Source organism: Streptomyces piniterrae, from assembly GCF_005048155.1.
GTDB lineage: Bacteria > Actinomycetota > Actinomycetes > Streptomycetales > Streptomycetaceae > Streptomyces > Streptomyces piniterrae.
Genome location: NZ_SUMB01000001.1, coordinates 606073 through 621323 on the forward strand (window position 1 = coordinate 606073; position 15251 = coordinate 621323).

General features: G+C 69.5%; 14 protein-coding genes and 2 pseudogenes. 10 read left to right on the forward strand and 6 right to left on the reverse strand.

What is annotated here, in order from left to right:
• Positions 1-63 precede the first annotated feature (63 nt).
• The 3 genes from FCH28_RS02520 to FCH28_RS38820 are packed head-to-tail and all read left to right on the forward strand — an operon-like array spanning position 64 to position 3246.
• The gene (locus FCH28_RS02520) at positions 64-1680 is read left to right on the forward strand and encodes a (2,3-dihydroxybenzoyl)adenylate synthase (RefSeq protein ID WP_136737990.1); all 1617 of its coding nucleotides are present in this window, start codon (positions 64-66) and stop codon (positions 1678-1680) included.
• An 11-nt stretch (positions 1681-1691) separates the two neighbouring features.
• Positions 1692-3029, forward strand: coding sequence for a salicylate synthase (locus FCH28_RS02525; protein WP_136737991.1), 1338 nt, complete (start codon positions 1692-1694; stop codon positions 3027-3029).
• Complete coding sequence (locus FCH28_RS38820) at positions 3004-3246, forward strand: response regulator (RefSeq protein WP_246102287.1); 243 nt, start codon at positions 3004-3006, stop codon at positions 3244-3246. Before FCH28_RS02525 ends, FCH28_RS38820 begins: the two co-directional genes overlap by 26 nt.
• A 6-nt stretch (positions 3247-3252) precedes the next feature.
• On the opposite strand, the gene FCH28_RS02535 is transcribed toward FCH28_RS38820, so the two are convergent.
• Both FCH28_RS02535 and FCH28_RS02540 read right to left on the reverse strand, forming a co-directional pair.
• Positions 3253-3417 (reverse strand): LuxR C-terminal-related transcriptional regulator, encoded by a 165-nt coding sequence (locus FCH28_RS02535; protein WP_136738338.1) that lies wholly within the window; start codon positions 3415-3417, stop codon positions 3253-3255.
• Between the two features lie 103 nt (positions 3418-3520).
• Entirely contained in the window at positions 3521-4195 is a 675-nt protein-coding gene (locus FCH28_RS02540; protein WP_136737992.1) for a CBS domain-containing protein, read from the reverse strand.
• A gap of 243 nt (positions 4196-4438) precedes the next feature.
• Here FCH28_RS02540 and FCH28_RS02545 point away from each other — a divergent pair.
• The 3 genes and pseudogenes from FCH28_RS02545 to FCH28_RS02555 form a co-directional block, all read left to right on the forward strand.
• Positions 4439-5191 (forward strand): annotated as a pseudogene (locus FCH28_RS02545) (DUF1918 domain-containing protein); the annotation flags it as partial.
• Between the two features lie 153 nt (positions 5192-5344).
• Positions 5345-6286 (forward strand): annotated as a pseudogene (locus FCH28_RS02550) (Acg family FMN-binding oxidoreductase); the annotation flags it as partial.
• A gap of 95 nt (positions 6287-6381) precedes the next feature.
• Positions 6382-6912 carry a flavodoxin family protein gene (locus tag FCH28_RS02555; RefSeq protein WP_136737993.1) on the forward strand — a complete coding sequence of 177 codons (531 nt, stop codon included), beginning with the start codon at positions 6382-6384 and terminating at the stop codon, positions 6910-6912.
• A gap of 36 nt (positions 6913-6948) precedes the next feature.
• Here the strand turns inward: FCH28_RS02555 and FCH28_RS02560 are convergent, their stop codons facing one another.
• The gene (locus FCH28_RS02560) at positions 6949-7710 is read right to left on the reverse strand and encodes a hypothetical protein (RefSeq protein WP_136737994.1); all 762 of its coding nucleotides are present in this window, start codon (positions 7708-7710) and stop codon (positions 6949-6951) included.
• 658 nt (positions 7711-8368) lie between these two features.
• Here FCH28_RS02560 and tgmA point away from each other — a divergent pair.
• Both tgmA and tgmB read left to right on the forward strand, forming a co-directional pair.
• On the forward strand, positions 8369-8560 hold the full coding sequence (gene tgmA, locus FCH28_RS02565) for a putative ATP-grasp-modified RiPP (protein ID WP_169314027.1): 192 nt from the start codon (positions 8369-8371) through the stop codon (positions 8558-8560).
• 6 nt (positions 8561-8566) lie between these two features.
• Positions 8567-9496 (forward strand): ATP-grasp ribosomal peptide maturase, encoded by a 930-nt coding sequence (gene tgmB, locus FCH28_RS02570; RefSeq protein WP_136737995.1) that lies wholly within the window; start codon positions 8567-8569, stop codon positions 9494-9496.
• A 773-nt stretch (positions 9497-10269) separates the two neighbouring features.
• Here the strand turns inward: tgmB and FCH28_RS02575 are convergent.
• Complete coding sequence (locus FCH28_RS02575; protein ID WP_136737996.1) at positions 10270-10491, reverse strand: hypothetical protein; 222 nt, start codon at positions 10489-10491, stop codon at positions 10270-10272.
• A 418-nt stretch (positions 10492-10909) separates the two neighbouring features.
• Between FCH28_RS02575 and FCH28_RS38825 the strand changes: the two genes are divergently transcribed.
• Positions 10910-12619, forward strand: coding sequence for a virginiamycin B lyase family protein (locus tag FCH28_RS38825; RefSeq protein ID WP_136737997.1), 1710 nt, complete (start codon positions 10910-10912; stop codon positions 12617-12619).
• 32 nt (positions 12620-12651) lie between these two features.
• Here the strand turns inward: FCH28_RS38825 and FCH28_RS02585 are convergent, their stop codons facing one another.
• Positions 12652-13413 (reverse strand): SDR family oxidoreductase, encoded by a 762-nt coding sequence (locus FCH28_RS02585; protein ID WP_136737998.1) that lies wholly within the window; start codon positions 13411-13413, stop codon positions 12652-12654.
• 168 nt (positions 13414-13581) lie between these two features.
• Here FCH28_RS02585 and FCH28_RS02590 point away from each other — a divergent pair, with 168 nt between their 5' ends.
• Positions 13582-14418, forward strand: coding sequence for a helix-turn-helix transcriptional regulator (locus tag FCH28_RS02590; RefSeq protein ID WP_136737999.1), 837 nt, complete (start codon positions 13582-13584; stop codon positions 14416-14418).
• Between the two features lie 19 nt (positions 14419-14437).
• Here the strand turns inward: FCH28_RS02590 and FCH28_RS02595 are convergent, their stop codons facing one another.
• A complete protein-coding gene (locus FCH28_RS02595; protein ID WP_136738000.1) occupies positions 14438-15244 on the reverse strand; it encodes a DeoR/GlpR family DNA-binding transcription regulator in 807 nt (268 codons plus the stop codon).
• Positions 15245-15251: the final 7 nt, after the last annotated feature.

Below are 15251 nucleotides of genomic sequence, written 5' to 3' on the forward strand. Positions count from 1 at the left end.
CTTTTCTCTGCAGCACTGATTCTCTGCGGAACTGATCTCTTACTGATCTCTTGAGGAGCAGAAATGCTCGATGGCTGTGTCCCTTGGCCCGAATCGCTGGCACGCGAATACCGGGCCAGGGGCTACTGGAACGACGAAACCCTCGGCAGATGGCCCACGGATCCCGGCCGCGGCGAACGGATCGCCCTGCGCACCGCCGACCGCACCCTGACCTACGCCCAGCTGGACCTGGCCGCCGACCGCCTCGCCGCCGGACTGCGCGCCCGAGGCCTGGCCGCCGGCGACCGCGTCGTGGTCCAACTCCCCAACGTGGCCGAGTTCGTGGTGCTCTCCTGCGCACTGTTCCGGATGGGCGCCCTGCCGGTCTTCGCCCTCCCGGCGCACCGTGCCGCGGAGATCGTCCACCTCGTGGAGGTCTCCGGCGCGGTGGCCTATGTGTGCCCGGACGAAGTGCTCGGCTTCGACTACCGGGCGCTCGCCACCGAGGTCCAGGGCAGCACCGGCACCCTCCGGCACATCCTGGTGGCCGGTGACCCCGGCCCGTACACCGCCCTGGCGGACGTGGACGCGGAACCGGAGCGGCTGCCGGCCCCCGACCCGCAGGACGTGGCGCTCTTCCTGCTGTCCGGCGGGACGACCGGCAAGCCCAAGCTCATCCCGCGGACGCACGCCGACTACGCCTACCAGCTGCGGCAGAGCGCCCGGCTCTGCGGAGTCGGGCCGGACAGCACGTACCTGGTGGCGCTGCCGGCCGCCCACAACTTCGCGCTGGCCTGCCCCGGCGTGCTGGGCACCCTGCGGGTGGGGGGCACCGTCGCACTCGCGGCGACGCCGTCACCGGAGGACTGCTTCCCGCTGCTGGCCGGCAGCCGCGACGCCGTGACCTCCCTGGTCCCGCCGCTCGTCCCGCTCTGGCTGGAGATCGGCAAGCGAACCTCCCACGACCTGTCCGGCCTCAAGCTGCTCCAGGTCGGCGGCTCACGGCTGGACCCGGTCACCGCCGCGCGGGTGGCACCCGAACTCGGCTGCACCCTTCAGCAGGTCTACGGACTCGCCGAGGGACTGCTCAACTACACCCGGCTCGACGACCCCGCCGAGGTCGTCGTGGAGACCCAGGGACGCCCGCTGTCACCCGGCGACGAGATCCGGATCGTCGACGAGAACGGCATCGACGTCGCGCCGGGACAGCCCGGCGAGCTCCTGGCCCGGGGCCCGTACACCCTGCGCGGCTACTACCGCGCGGCCGAGGGCAACCGCACCCGCTTCACCGCGGACGGCTACTTCCGTACCGGCGACGTGGTGCGGCTCACCCCCTCCGGCAACCTCGCCGTCGTCGGACGGCTCAACGACGTGATCAACCGCGGCGGGGAGAAGGTCCCGGCAGAGGAGGTCGAGGGGCATCTGCTCGCCGACCCCCGCATCCGGATGGCGGCGGTCATCGGCCTGCCCGACCCGTACATGGGCGAGCAGACCTGCGCCTGCGTCGTTCCGCAGGACCCCGCGGACCCGCCCACGCTCGCCGAGGTGCACCTCGCACTGCGGGCCCGCGGCCTGGCCGCCTACAAACTGCCCGACCGCGTGGAGCCCTTCGCCACGCTGCCGTTGACCGGCGTCGGCAAGGTCGACAAACGGTCCCTCACCGGCCTCGTGCTCGAAAGCCTCGCGGTCCGACCCAGCTGAAAGGAATCGCCATGCCGAACCAGTACCACACGATGAAGGCGCCGGCCGCCGGGGACCGGCACGCCGTCGCGGCCCAGTTGGCCGCCTCCCAGCAGTTCGACAGCCATGTCGTCTACGAGACCCCCGAGGGGCTGTCGATAGCCCTGGGCAGCCATGCCGAACTCCGCCTGAACCAGCGCACCGCCCGCGTGGTGAGAGGGGGCGAGGTCACCGAGACCGAGTGGCACGGCGATCCACTCGAACCGGTGCGGAACTTCCTGCGGGACGTGGAGCCGGCGGACTGGCGGGTCTACGGCTGGTGCGCCTTCGAACTCGCCTACGCCATCTCCGGCAAGCCGGCCGGCGGCGCGGACGGCCCGGACGGCTCGGATGAGGTGTTGGCGCACCTGATGGTGCCGCACACCGAAGTCCGCCTGCACGACGGCTACACGCTGATCCGCAGCCTGGACCCGGAGGCGCTCGGCGCCGTCGCCGACGCGCTGTCCGAGCCCGCCGACCTCGGCGGCCCCACCGCGCCCCGCGCCGACGTGGACCTGGAAGCCTCCGCCGCCGACTACTCCCGGGCCGTCCTCGCGGCCATCGAGGACATCAACGACGGACGGCTGCAGAAGGTCGTGCTCTCCCGCCTGGTGCCGGTCGAGGAGGAACTCGACTTCCCCGCGACGTATGTGGCCGGCCGGCGCGCCAACACCCCGGCGCGCTCCTTCCTCCTGCACATGGACGGCCTCAAGGCCGCGGGCTTCAGCCCGGAGACCGTCGTGGAGGTCACCAGCGAGGGCCAGGTCACCACGCAGCCGCTGGCCGGTACACGGCGGCGGACCGGCGACGCGGCCCTCGACGAGCAACTGCGCGAGGACCTGCTCAGCGACGCCAAGGAGCTGCACGAGCACGCCATTTCGGTGAAGGTCGCGGTGGACGAGCTCATGGGTCCCTGCAAGCCGGACACCGTCGTCGTGCGGGACTACATGCGCATCGCCGAGCGGGGCAAGGTGCAGCACCTCGCCTCCCGGGTCGTGGGCCGGCTTCCCGAGGGCGGCAGCCCCTGGGACGCCTTCGCGGCGGCCTTCCCCGCGGTGACCGCCTCCGGAGTGCCCAAGCACGCCGCGTACGACCTGATCCGCCGCGACGAGCCGGTCCGCGGCCCCTACGCGGGCACCGTCATGACCATCGACGCGGACGGTTCGATGGACGCGGCACTGGTCCTGCGCACCGTCTTCTCCCGCGACGGCAAGACCTGGCTGCGTGCCGGTGCCGGCGTCGTCGGCAACTCCCGTCCGGAACGCGAACTGGAGGAGACCCGCGAGAAGCTGCGCAGCGTCTCCGGTGACCTCATCCGGCGCGTCCCCTGACGGAGCGGTCGTCTTCGGCCCACCGGATGCGTCGGCCCTGACCTGGTACGTCAGCCCTGCCCGGAATTCCCGCTCCAGCGGGGTGGGAATTCCGGGCGCCGAGGCGCCGCGTCCCGAAGCGAGCAACGGCAGCGCAGCGATCACCGCGGTCGCCGAACACCGCCCCGATGTCGTGCTCATGGACGTCAGGATGGCGTGGCGGGCATGGACGGGCTGACCGCGCTCAAGGAACTGCGGCGCTCGTTTTCACCGTGCCTTCGCTCATGGCCAGTTCGCGTCCGATCTCGGCGTTCGACAGGCCTCTTGCCACGGCCCTGACCACGTCGGACTCCCGGCCGGTCAGCTCCGCCAGTCGCCTGCGTGCCTCGGTGGCGCCCTCCGACCGCAGTCACACGTTCTGGGAATCGACGAGACCGGGGGAGTGACCACCACGGCGGCACCCCCCGGACAAGCGGGCGCGGGATCCGGTGCGGCACCCCGTACGCGGGGATTTACGCTCCCGCAGCGGAGCGCCGTGGATCTCCGGGCCCGCACACGATGTGCTCCGACACCGAGACCACGCCGTCAACGGTCCGGCACAGCCGCACAATGATCGGGATCAGCCCTGCGACCTCGACCGTCCCGCCCAGCGTGACCCGCCCCTCGCGCACCTCCGCGGTCACCGCCAGGGGAGCGAGCCCCAGCGTCTGCTGCAGCACGTCCCGGTTGATCTCCTCGCGGATCGCCTCGTCCCGGCGCAGGAAGATCCGCAGCAGGTCAGCGCGGCTGACGATGCCCTGCAACCGGTCCGTCTCGTCCACCACCGGCAGCCGCTTGACGTTCTGGACCTCCATCAGGCGCGCCGCCTCCACCACGGTCCACTCCGGTCGCGCGCACACGGCGGGAGCCGACATCAGTTCCTCGGCCGTGGCCCCCTCGGCCTTGGCCCGCTCCCACGCCTCCAGATGCGGCATCGGCGTCCGGCCTGACGGGTCGGCCTGACCGGAGGACTTGCGCAGCAGATCGGCCTCGGACACCACACCCATCGGACGGTCCAGCTCGTCGACCACAGGCACGGCGGTGACCCCGTTGTCCGCGAGCAGCTTGACGACCTCCTTGAACGGCATGTCCCGCCGCGCCCGGACGACCTTCCGGGTCATGAGCTCTCCGACCGTGCGGTGCAGCATCTTCGGCTCCTTCCGGCGGGTGACAGCCGGCCGCGGTCACCTCCTCAGCGTGTCAGGAGCCGGTCTCGCAGAGGTGAGGCCGACCGGACCGTCCTGAGCCACCGACCGGCCCCGTCCCGGGGCCGGTCGGCCCGATGGACCGGGCCCGGTCGTCCGATGTGGCCGGCCCGCCGGGCGTGACACGTTGGGTATGGCGACGTTTCGGAGGTACCGGCCGACGTCCGGGAGGAGCGGGTGATGACCATGCGAGCTCACCTCGGTGACCACCTCATCGTCGAAAGCCCGGTCACCGGCGCCGCCCGGCGCGACGGCGAGATCGTCGGGCTCCATCACGACGACGGCACGCCGCCCTTCGACGTGCGCTGGTCGGACACGGCTCGGGTGACGCTCGTCTGTCCAGGTCCCGGCGCGCATATCGACCATGTCGAGCACGGCCCCGAAAGCACCCGGCAGGACTCCCGGCACGGCGGGGCAGAGGCGGGCAGGGCGGACAGGGAAGCGGTCGCCGCGTCCGATCGGCACCCGTCCAGGGCATCGGGCCCCGGCGACATCGGCCGGCGGGTGGCAGCCGAACGCGGGCGAAAGGGACTGACCAGGACGGAGACGGCCCGCCGCGCCAAGATGGCGCCGGACTACCTGGCCTATCTCGAAGAACGGCCGGCCGACCCGAGCCTGATGAGCCTCATCCGGCTGGCCGACGCTCTGGGCACCACCGCCACGGCCTTGCGCGGGGGAGGCATCGACCTGCCGCCGGGCAGGGGCCAGGCGCTGCTGCACCCCGGGCTGTCGGATCTCGGTCCCGATGAATGCCGCGCCCGGCTGGCCACGCATGGCGTGGGGCGGGTCGCGGTATCGACCCCCGACGGTCCGGCGGTCGTCCCGGTGAACTACGAGGTCGTCGACGACACCATCGCCTTCCGGACGGCGCCCGACGCGGCCCCTTCGGCGGCCGTGGGAACGGACGTCGCCTTCGAGGTCGACCAGCTGGACGAGGCCGCGAGGACGATGAACGCCGGTCGGTCGATGAACGCCGGTCGGTCGATGAAACCCGGCCGGTCGATGAACCCCGGTCGAGCGGCGTCGCGAAGGGAGGCTCCGGTGACGGAACAGGGACTCTCCGAAAAGCGGGTGACAGCGCTGGTCCACGATGCCGCTGCCGCTCCGTCGATGCACAACGCGCAGCCCTGGCACTTCCGTTACTTCCGCGGCAGCCGCGTCTTCCACGTACGCGCCGATTTCGACCGTGTCATGCCGCACGCCGACCCCGACACCCGCGCCCTCCATCTCGGCTGCGGCGCAGCCCTGTTCAACCTGCGGGTCGCCGTGGTCCACGAGGGCTGGTACCCGGCCACCCAGGTGCTGCCCGATCAGACCGATCCCGCCCTGCTCGCCACCGTGCAGCTGATCGGCCTCGGCAGCGACGAGAGCGGCCTGGCCGCGCTGTATCCGGCGATTCACCAACGGCACACCAGCCGCTTCCCGTTCGAGGAGACGGAGATCCCCCAGTCCGTGCGGACGGCCCTCAGCGGTGCCGCCCATATCGAGGGAGCCTCACTGACCTTCCCCACCGCATGGCATCTGCAGGAACTGCTGGATCTGGTGCGGGAAGCCGAGGCACGCAACCTCACCGACCGCGCCAGCGACCAGGACCTGGCGCGATGGACACACATCGACGACTCATCAGAACGCCCTGCCCCCGACGGAGTTCCCGACTACGCCTTCGGGCCGCGAAAGCTCGGCGGCAAGGCACCGATGCGCGATTTCGCCGGCACCAGGCCCGTAGCGGGCCGCGACGCCGCGGAGTTCGAGCACTCCCCCCACCTGGCCCTCCTGAGCACCGCCCACGATCGCCCGGAGGACTGGGTGCGCGCCGGCCAGGCCATGCAACGCGTCCTGCTGCTGGCAACGCTCAAGGGCCTGTCGAGCTCCCTCGCCACCCAACCCCTGGAGTGGACCGACCTGCGCTGGCCGCTGCGGGACCCGATATCGGGGGAAGGCCATGTACAGATGCTGCTGCGCCTCGGATACGGCCCCAAAGGCACCAGCACCCCACGCCGTCCGGTGTCGGAGGTCCTCGACATCGAGCCCTGACCAGCCGAGCACGGAACATCCGGAAAGCGCTGGAAGGGCGGGAAGCGCAGAACATACGGAGATATCACGGAGAGAGCCGTAGGAGATGAACTGTGATGCGTGTGGTCATCGTTTACGAGAGCTTGTTCGGCAACACCCGACAGGTTGCCGAGGCGATCGGCGAAGGCGTGCGGGAGGCTCGCCCGGAGGCCGAGATCGACTGCGTACGGGTGGACCAGCCGGCGGCCCGGGAGCGTGCCGGTTCGGCCGACCTGCTCGTCGTGGGAGGTCCCACCCACATGCGGGGCATGACCTCCGGCCTGTCCCGGAAGATGGGCGTGAAGGCCGAGATGAGAAAGGAAGAGGCGGAGCGGCACGACCCCGAGATGGGTGGCGAGGGACCCGGCCTCCGGGACTGGTTCCACGAGCTGCCCAAGACCCGTAGCGCCCACGCCGCCGCTTTCGACACCCACGCGGACGTCCGTATGGCAGGCGGCGCCGCCCCCGCCATCGCACGGCGCCTGCGCAGCCACCACTACGAACTCGTCGCGGAACCAGAGGGTTTCCTGATCGAGGACACCGAAGGCCCGCTCCGGAAAGGGGAACTCGACCGGGCGAAGGCATGGGGAGCGGCGTTGCATGCCTGATCTCTGAGCCGAGCGACAACTCGGTACGTTCGGAACTCAGTAGCGGTGTCCCGGCCAGTGCGGGTCGTCCCAGCGGTCGTTTCCGGTGAGTCCGAGCAGTCGTATCCGGTGGAGCAGCTCTTCAGGGGCGCCGTGGGCCCGCAGCCGGGCAGGGGCATGGAGCAGCAGCCAGGCTGTCAGCCCGGCGCGCGTGTCTTCCTCGTCATGCCAGGTGTCCCAGGGAAGCCCGTCCCCCAAGAGCTCGTACTCCCAGTGGGCCACGGCTTCGGCCAGGTGCTGGTCGGCCGTGGGGTGAGTCTGCGTCTCCCAGATGCGGAGCCAGGGGCTGAGCGTGGCGGACGCCTCCGCGTTGAGCGCGAGGACCTCGTACGCCGGCACGGCGGGGTCGGGATCGGCGAGGGTGTGGGCCCACCAGGCATGCAGGAATTCCCGCACTGCGGCGGTCTGTTCGACGGGCCACTGCTGCCACTTGGCGCGGTGGAAAGCGCGTCCGACCTCCTGCATGCCGAAGAGAGGCTGGATGAGTCCGCGCGTGAGGGCTGTGGCGAACTGGGGCAGGATCCGGCGCAGTACGGATGCCTTGTAGGCCCAGTCGGTCGCCTGCCAGGTGCGACGCAGAAGGTCCGGGTCCAGCTCCGTGTCCGGCGTTTTCAGCTGCGCCAGGTCTTCCGCGTTGCCCCAGTGGCACTCACAGTTGTGTTCGTCGGGGTGGGCGGCCATCCCGCGAAAGACAGCGGCGACGCCGTCCAGCGCGCTGTCGAGGCGAAGTCGTGCGGGTGTCCGGTCGCGGAGCGTCATGGCGGTCGCCTTCGGGGACTCCGGGAGATTGCGGTCACCCGAAGGTCACCAACTTACCGGTCTGACCCCAGCACTGCACCACTGCCTCCCCCGTAACAGGAACAGCGCCTCCCCGTAACAGGAACAGGCCGGATGCGCCGCCCTTACCGTGACCGAAAGGGAGCAGAAGCGAATATGCCGCCGCTCCGCGCTGGGGCCCTCGCTGCCGGTGACCAGTTGCCTCCGGAATCACCATGGCCCCGGTCACCACATCTTCCACCGACCGGAGGGAAGTCCACCGCACACTGTTTGTCGATCAGGCATCGACTCACCGCAACGATCGGCATGTTAAAGGGGTGTTGTCGTGCATTTCCCGCCAGGGCGGCGGTGAATGCGATCGACTCCCGGACCGCCTCGTTATGGCCCATCGGTTTTGCCGGCCGGCGGGGCCGGCAACCCCCGGAAGGGAATACACGGTGTAGCGCTGATCTCACTCTCAGGCGATGCGCGTCGGCCGATAAATACGGTCTGTTGCCAAGTCCGTCAAGTGGATCGCGGGAAACGAGCAAAGGCGGCAACTATTGACCGAAGAGTTGCGTCATCCGTGCAGAGTTGTCTAGTGAAATACCCGTCCCTGACCGTGGCATGAGGCCGGACACGGGGTCTTGAAGGAGAAGGTATGCGACCGTTTGCGTTGAGCTACGCCCGCCCGGCGGTGAAGTCGGCGGCCGCCACTCCGTACACCTACGACGCCACGCGGCAACTCAACGTGCTGCCCGACGGCCGGCCCGCCACCAGCAGCCGGGCGGTCCTGCTGGCCACCGGCACCACCGCCTCCACCGCCGGGTCCAAGACCCACTTCGACGACTGAACGTCCATGACCGTTCTCGTCCTCACCTGTGAGGAAGACCTGACCGCGGACATGGTCGTCGCGACGCTGAACGACCGCGGCGTTCCGCTCGTCCGCCTCGACCCGGCCGACCTGCCCGGCCGGATCGACCTGTCCGCGGACTACGGGGGCAACGGCTTCCACGGCTACCTCAAGACCGACGAACGCATGGTGAGCCTCGGCAGCCTGCGTTCGGTGTGGGTCCGCAGGCCCGGCACACCGGGCACTCGCGCAGCGGAACCGTCGGCCTGGCTCACGCTGGAGTCCGAGCAGGCGCTCTACGGCATGCTCACCGCTACCCAGGCCCGCTGGATGAACCACCCGGCGGCGGCCGGACAGGCCCGCTACAAGCCTTGGCAGCTCCATATCGCCCAGCAGAGCGGCTTCACCGTCCCCGCCACACTGATCACCTCGTTCCCGTCGGTCGCGCGTCAGTTCGCCGCCACGCACCAGGACCTCGTCGTCAAGTCGGTCTCCGGGAGACACCCCGGCGATCCTCCGATGGTGCTGCCCACCACCCGGATCAGCCCCGACGCGGACTTCAGCGCGGTCGCGGCCGGACCGACCCTGTTCCAGCAACACATACGCAAGCAGGCCGACATCCGGCTGACCTGCGTCGACGGCCAACTCTTCGCCGCCCGTAAGGAAGCCGACCCCGACGAGGTGGACAGCCGCTTCACGGAGAACGCGGCCTGGAAGCCCGCCGACGTCCCCGACCTCATCCGCCGGTCGGTGACCGCGTACATGACCACCGCTCAACTCGCCTACGGAGCATTCGACTTCGCCGAGGACCGCAATGGAACCTGGTGGTTCCTCGAATGCAACCAGGGCGGCCAGTTCGGCTTCATCCAGCTCGACACCGATCAGCCCATCGCCCAGGCCATTGCCACCTGGTTGGCGGCGGACCCGCTCACGTGAGGCGACCGGCCATTCACCAAGGCTTTTCCGCCTGGCGCTCGGCAATGGCAATGGGAAGCGGAAGTGGAAGCGGAAATGGAAGTGGCAAAGGCGCGTTGGGGTACGGGCGGCTGAGCTTGTGAGCCGTGAATACCGAGCCGCGAATTTCGAATGTGCCGGTGCAGCAGAACGATTCATCCGATTGGGGTTTGCGCTTCCAATCCCGACACCTAATCGGGCCGTTTGATCGGGCCGTTCCGCGAAACACCGCAACGGCCCGACGACGGAAAAGATCGTGTTATGCCGCAGACCGCGGTCATCACCGGAACGAGCACGGGGAACGGCCGCGCGACCGCCCGGCTCTCCACCCTCCGGCGCGGAGGAAATCGAGCAGCGCCGCGGCCGGGAGCCCGTGCTCCCCGGTGGCATTAGGACGCCATCGACGTCCGGTTCAATGCCGCCTTCACCTCAGTGCTCGCCCCATTCGCCGAGCCGAAGCGAGCCGAACCGAGTCGTGCCGGGAGAATTCCAGCGGGTCGCCGAATCACCTACGTTGTCGGCGACGTCTATGGAACCCGGGCCGCGTCGCGCCGGGTGCTGCCGCGTAATGCGGTGACCATCGTGCAGGTCGGCTCGGTGCTTAACCATCGCTCCCTGTAGTTGCAGTCGGCATATTGCGGAGCCGAACATGCCGTCAACGGATTCACCCGCAGTCCACAAGTCCCATGCCTTCTCCACGAGAAGAGCGACGTGCAAATCGCCGTGGTGCAGGGAGCGCCGCGAAAGAGCTGCTTCTAGTGCCGGTGGTCCTCAACGTCGACCACCGGCGCGCCGGGGGACGGCGGTTGGGTGTGTCGCCGCTTGAGGATGCTCACGTATGCCGAGAGACCGATGATGCCGACGATCATCAGGATGGCGCCCACGAGGTCGAGATTGACTCCGGCCATGTCCCAGTCCACCGCGAAGGTGAGGATCGCCCCCACCGCGAGCAGACCGATGCATCCGCCGATACCCATGCTGTAGGCCTCCGTAACTGCTGTGACAATTAGGCCTGTTGACGTTCGCGTACCCGACGGCGGGCGGCTTATGTTGTCCTCCGCGGCATGGATCGCGGGGGCTTGCATCCGACGCCGCACTCCAGGCCGTGCCCCTTTCGTGCTGGTGCAGTGCTCCTCTTGCGCCGTTTCCTGCGTATCCGGCCTGTGGGACTCTTCGGTCACCGTCCGCCTCCGACACAGGAATCGGATCGGGCGTGGCGTCCTGCGTCGCCGGGACGTCGTCCGCCATGGCCGGGCCGCTCGGCTCCCGCGGTGGCCGTCCTGCCAGGCGCCTACACCTCTGTGACCGAAAGGCGGTGCCTCCGTGCCCCGTACCCTCATGGGCGGGTCACCGCCCAGGACATCGCGTCGGCCGCGGTCCCGCTGGGGACGCCGTGTGACGACGGTTCTCGTCAGCACCCTGATGATCCTGTCCATGGGCCTCGGCGTGTCCCCTGCCCAGGCAGCGGTGAGCATCGTCGAGTATCCGCTTCCCGGGGACGGCACGCCGATCGACATCACCACCGGGCCTGACGGCAACCTGTGGTTCACCGAGGTCGTCGGCAACAAGATCGGGCGGATGACCCCGGACGGCGACCTCATCGCCGAGTACCCCGTGCCCACCGAGATCAGCTTCCCGCACGACATCACCGTCGGTCCGGACGGCAACCTCTGGTTCACCGAACAGAGTTCCCTCGGCAACGGCATCGCGAAGATCGATCTCAGCGGCACCATCACCGAGTACCCCCTGCCCACGCCCATGAGCGAGCCCACCGGTATCGCCACAGGCCCTGACGGCAACCTGTGGTTCACCGAACTCAACGGCAACAGGATCGGGCGGATGACACCGGGCGGTGATCTCATCGCCGAGTACCCGGTGCCCACACCGTCCAGCGGGCCGACCGACATCACGGCAGGGCCTGACGGCAACCTGTGGTTCACCGAGGGCTCGAACCAGATCGGACGGATCACCACGGCGGGGGACATCACCGAGTATCCCGTGCCCGAACCGAACGGCGCCCCCACCGGCATCGCTGCCGGCCCTGACGGCAACCTCTGGTACACCGTGTTCGGCACCGGCGAGATCGGCCGGATCACCACGTCGGGGGACATCACCGAGTTCCTCATCCCCACCCCCGGCAGCCAGCCGCAGAACATCACCGCGGGGCCGGACGACAGCCTCTGGTTCACCGACAGGAACAGCGACGAGATCGGGCGGATCAACACGGCCGGGGCCATCGTCGAGTACCCCCTGCCCACCCCGTCGGCCGGCCCGTGGGGCATCACCACCGGACCCGACGGCGACATCTGGTTCGCCGAGACCGCCGGCCAGATCGGGCAGTTGGGCCTGACCGAGGGCGACCTGAGCGTGACGAAGTCCGACGCCGGTTCCGATCCCGTCCTTGAGGGCGAGAACGTGACCTACACACTCACCGCCACCAACAACGGCTCGGCGACCGCCGAGGGCGTCTTTCTGGTCGACAAGCTGCCCGCGGTGTTCCAGTTCGCCTCGGGCTCGCCCGACTGCACCGCGTCCGAATCCGCACCAGGGGTGGTCACCTGCGACATCGGAGCGCTCGGGGCCGGGGACACGGCGACCAGAAGCATCACCGTGACGGCGACCGCCGCGGGCACCTATCCCGACACCGCATCGGTGGCCGGCGCGGTCTCGGACAGCACCCCAGGGAACGACAACGTCACGGAGACCACCACCGTCCAGGGGTCCTGTCTCGGCCAGCCGACGACGATCGTCGGAACACCCGGCAACGACCGGATCGAAGGCACCCCCCTGCGCGATGTCATCAAGACCATCGGCGGAACCGACATCGTCAACGCCCGTGGCGGCAACGACCTCATCTGCGGCGGAGCCGACGGGGACACACTCAACGGCGACGCCGGCAACGACCGGATCGCCGGCGAGGGCGGCAATGACATCGTGCACGGCGGCAGCGGCAACGACGTCCTGACGGGCAATGAGGGCGACGACTTCCTGTTCGGCGAAGCAGGCCAGGACACCCTCGACGGCGGATCCGGCAGCAACGCCAACGACGGCGGCCCCGGCACCGACCAGTGCACCAACCCCAGCACGGGCCCCGGCTGCCCCTAGGGCCTGACCGATGCGTCAAGGTCGTTCAGACCCTAGGCCTGCTGGGTCGGCAGGATCACCACCTGCCGGAGGTTGACACGGGCCGGGCGGCTGGTGGTGTACGCGATCAGATCGGCGATGTCGTCGGCGGTCAGCGCGTCCATCGCGGTGAACATGCCGTCGAGTTGACTACTGAGCTCGGTGTTGTCGATATGGCCGCCGAGCTCGGTACCCGTCAGCCCCGGCTCGATGTTGGTGACGCGCACGTCGCGCGGGCCGAGTTCGGAGCGCAGCGATGCCGACAGGTGGGTGAGCGCGGCCTTGGTGGCGCCGTAGACGGCGTAGTTGGGGAAGGTGACATGGGCGCCGATGGAGGAGATGTTGACCAGATCGGCGAGACGGCCGTCGGCTGCGGCGGCGACCAGATCGGGCACGAAGGCACGGATGATGCGCAGCGCTCCGGTGAGGTTGGTGTCGATCATGCGGGCCCACTCGTCGTCGCGGCCGTCCGCGATCGGGTTGGGCAGCATGACACCGGCACCGTTGACGACCAGATCGGCCGGCCCGTACGCCTGGTGGATGCGCCGCGCTGCGCGCGTGACGCTCTCCTCGTCGGTGACGTCAACCTGCACCGCAAGGGCCTGGCCCCCGTCAGCGTTGATCTTCTCGGTCAGTTCGGTCAGCCGGTCGCCGCGACGCGCCAGCAGGGCCACCCGCGCGCCATGCGCGGCGAGCAGACGGGCGGTGGACTCGCCCATGCCGCTGGCGGCCCCGGTGACGACAGCGGTACGGCCGGACAGGTTCTGGTAGCTCATCTTCGACGTGCTCCTTGTCGGTGTCCTGGTGTGGGACGGCACTGAAACGGACCGATCAGTGACACCGGCAATCCTGTGACGCCTCCCCGCCCTTACCCAGGGCAACGGTTTTCCTGGGTCCGGCAGTACCAGGCCGGCCCGGCAGCGCGTCGCCTAGGCTTGCGTGTCATGAGCACTGACCTGGGGGAGTTCCTTCGCTCGCGCCGCGCCCGTATCCAGCCGCACGAGGTCGGGTTGCAGGAGCACGGGCGCCGCCGCGTGCCGGGCCTGCGCCGTGAGGAGGTCGCGCAGCTGGCCGGGGTGAGCGTCGACTACTACATCCGGCTCGAACAGGGCCGCGGCCCGAGCGTGTCGGATGCGGTGCTGGACGCCGTAGCGCGGGTGCTGCGACTTGACGAGGTCGAGCAGGCGCACCTTCGTGATCTGGCCCGTCCACAACGGCGGTCGGCGCGCCCGCGCGGAAGTCAGCGGCTCCGTCCGGGAGTCCAACTGCTGGTGGACTCCCTGCACGCCCCGGCCTTCGTGCTCGGCCGCCGGATGGATGTGCTGGGTTGGAACGCACTCGGCGATGCCGTTTCGGGCTTCTCCGGCATGCCCGACGGCCGGCGCAACCAGGCCCGCTACGCCTTCCTCGACCCGGCGGCCCGGGACTTCTACCTCGACTGGGACGCGGTGGCCGCCGAGACCGTGGCGTACCTGCGGCTCGACGCGGGACGGCATCCGCACGACAAGCTCCTGGCCGAGCTGGTCGGTGAACTGTCGCTCGGCAGCGAGCCGTTCCGTCGCCTGTGGGCGGATCACCAGGTCAAGGAGAAGACGCACGGAGTCAAACGCATGCGGCACCCGGAGGCGGGTGACCTGGAACTCGGCTACGAGACGTTGGCGCTTCCCGGCGACCCGGACCAGTTGCTGGTCGTCTACACGGCCTCTCCGGGCTCCCGAACCGCTGAGAAACTCGCCGTGCTGGCGAGCTGGACGGTGCGGCCGGCCGCCCCGCACGCCTGAGATCGGCCCCCAAAGACGATCAAGCGGTGGTTTCCCGGGGAGCGACCCTCTCGACGGGGACGCCGAGGCCGCGGATGGCCGCGATCTCCTCGTCGGACGTGGCGGTATCGGTGACGACCGACTCGTACAGGGCGACGGTGCCGTACGCATAGGTGGCGGTCTTGCCGAATTTCGAGTGGTCCGCCAGCAGGACGGCCTTGTTGGCGGAGGCCAGCATCGCTTCCTTGACCTCGGCGTACTCCCGCAGGGGGTGGAAGAGCCGCCCTTCGAGGACGGCCGTGGCGGACATCAGCGCGAGGTCGGCGCGCATCCGCGAGAGAGCGCCGGTGACCTCGGGACCGGTGCACGAATTGAACTCGCCGTGATAGCGCCCGCCCAGAAGAGTGACGTCCACACCGGGCGCGGATCCCAGACGCTGCGCCAGGCCGACCGAGTTGGTGACCACGGTGAGCTGATCGATGCCGGCCACTATGTCGGCCAGAGGGTAGATGGTGGTGGAGTCGTCCATGAAGACGGTGCTGCCCGGTGTGATCCGGCCGGCCACCGCGGCGCACAGCGCGCTCTTGGCCGCGAGGCCGACGCTTTCACGGAAGCGGGTGGCGGTCTCCATGGTCAGGGCGGGGAAGGCCACGGCTCGCCCGCGCTCCTTGCGGAGCAGGTGGCGCCCGGCGAGGTCGTCGAGGTCGCGGTGCATGGTCATCAGGCTGACGCCGAAGTGGGCGGCGAGATCGTCGGTGCGGATTTCACCCTGTTCGGCGACATAGCGCAGGACGGCCTGGCGTCGCTGTTCCACCTCGGCCTGCGACAGCCGTGGCTTGGCGGGCATACAGCCC

Bases quoted from the DNA above. Each gene is read 5' to 3' on its own strand.
- FCH28_RS02520 (WP_136737990.1), top strand. From the start codon at position 64: ATGCTCGATGGCTGTGTCCCTTGGCCCGAATCGCTGGCACGCGAATAC.
- FCH28_RS02525 (WP_136737991.1), top strand. From the start codon at position 1,692: ATGCCGAACCAGTACCACACGATGAAGGCGCCGGCCGCCGGGGACCGG.
- FCH28_RS02540 (WP_136737992.1), bottom strand. From the start codon at position 4,195: ATGCTGCACCGCACGGTCGGAGAGCTCATGACCCGGAAGGTCGTCCGG.
- FCH28_RS02555 (WP_136737993.1), top strand. From the start codon at position 6,382: ATGCGTGTGGTCATCGTTTACGAGAGCTTGTTCGGCAACACCCGACAG.
- FCH28_RS02560 (WP_136737994.1), bottom strand. From the start codon at position 7,710: ATGACGCTCCGCGACCGGACACCCGCACGACTTCGCCTCGACAGCGCG.
- tgmA (WP_169314027.1), top strand. From the start codon at position 8,369: ATGCGACCGTTTGCGTTGAGCTACGCCCGCCCGGCGGTGAAGTCGGCG.
- tgmB (WP_136737995.1), top strand. From the start codon at position 8,567: ATGACCGTTCTCGTCCTCACCTGTGAGGAAGACCTGACCGCGGACATG.
- FCH28_RS02575 (WP_136737996.1), bottom strand. From the start codon at position 10,491: ATGGGTATCGGCGGATGCATCGGTCTGCTCGCGGTGGGGGCGATCCTC.
- FCH28_RS02585 (WP_136737998.1), bottom strand. From the start codon at position 13,413: ATGAGCTACCAGAACCTGTCCGGCCGTACCGCTGTCGTCACCGGGGCC.
- FCH28_RS02590 (WP_136737999.1), top strand. From the start codon at position 13,582: ATGAGCACTGACCTGGGGGAGTTCCTTCGCTCGCGCCGCGCCCGTATC.
- FCH28_RS02595 (WP_136738000.1), bottom strand. From the start codon at position 15,244: ATGCCCGCCAAGCCACGGCTGTCGCAGGCCGAGGTGGAACAGCGACGC.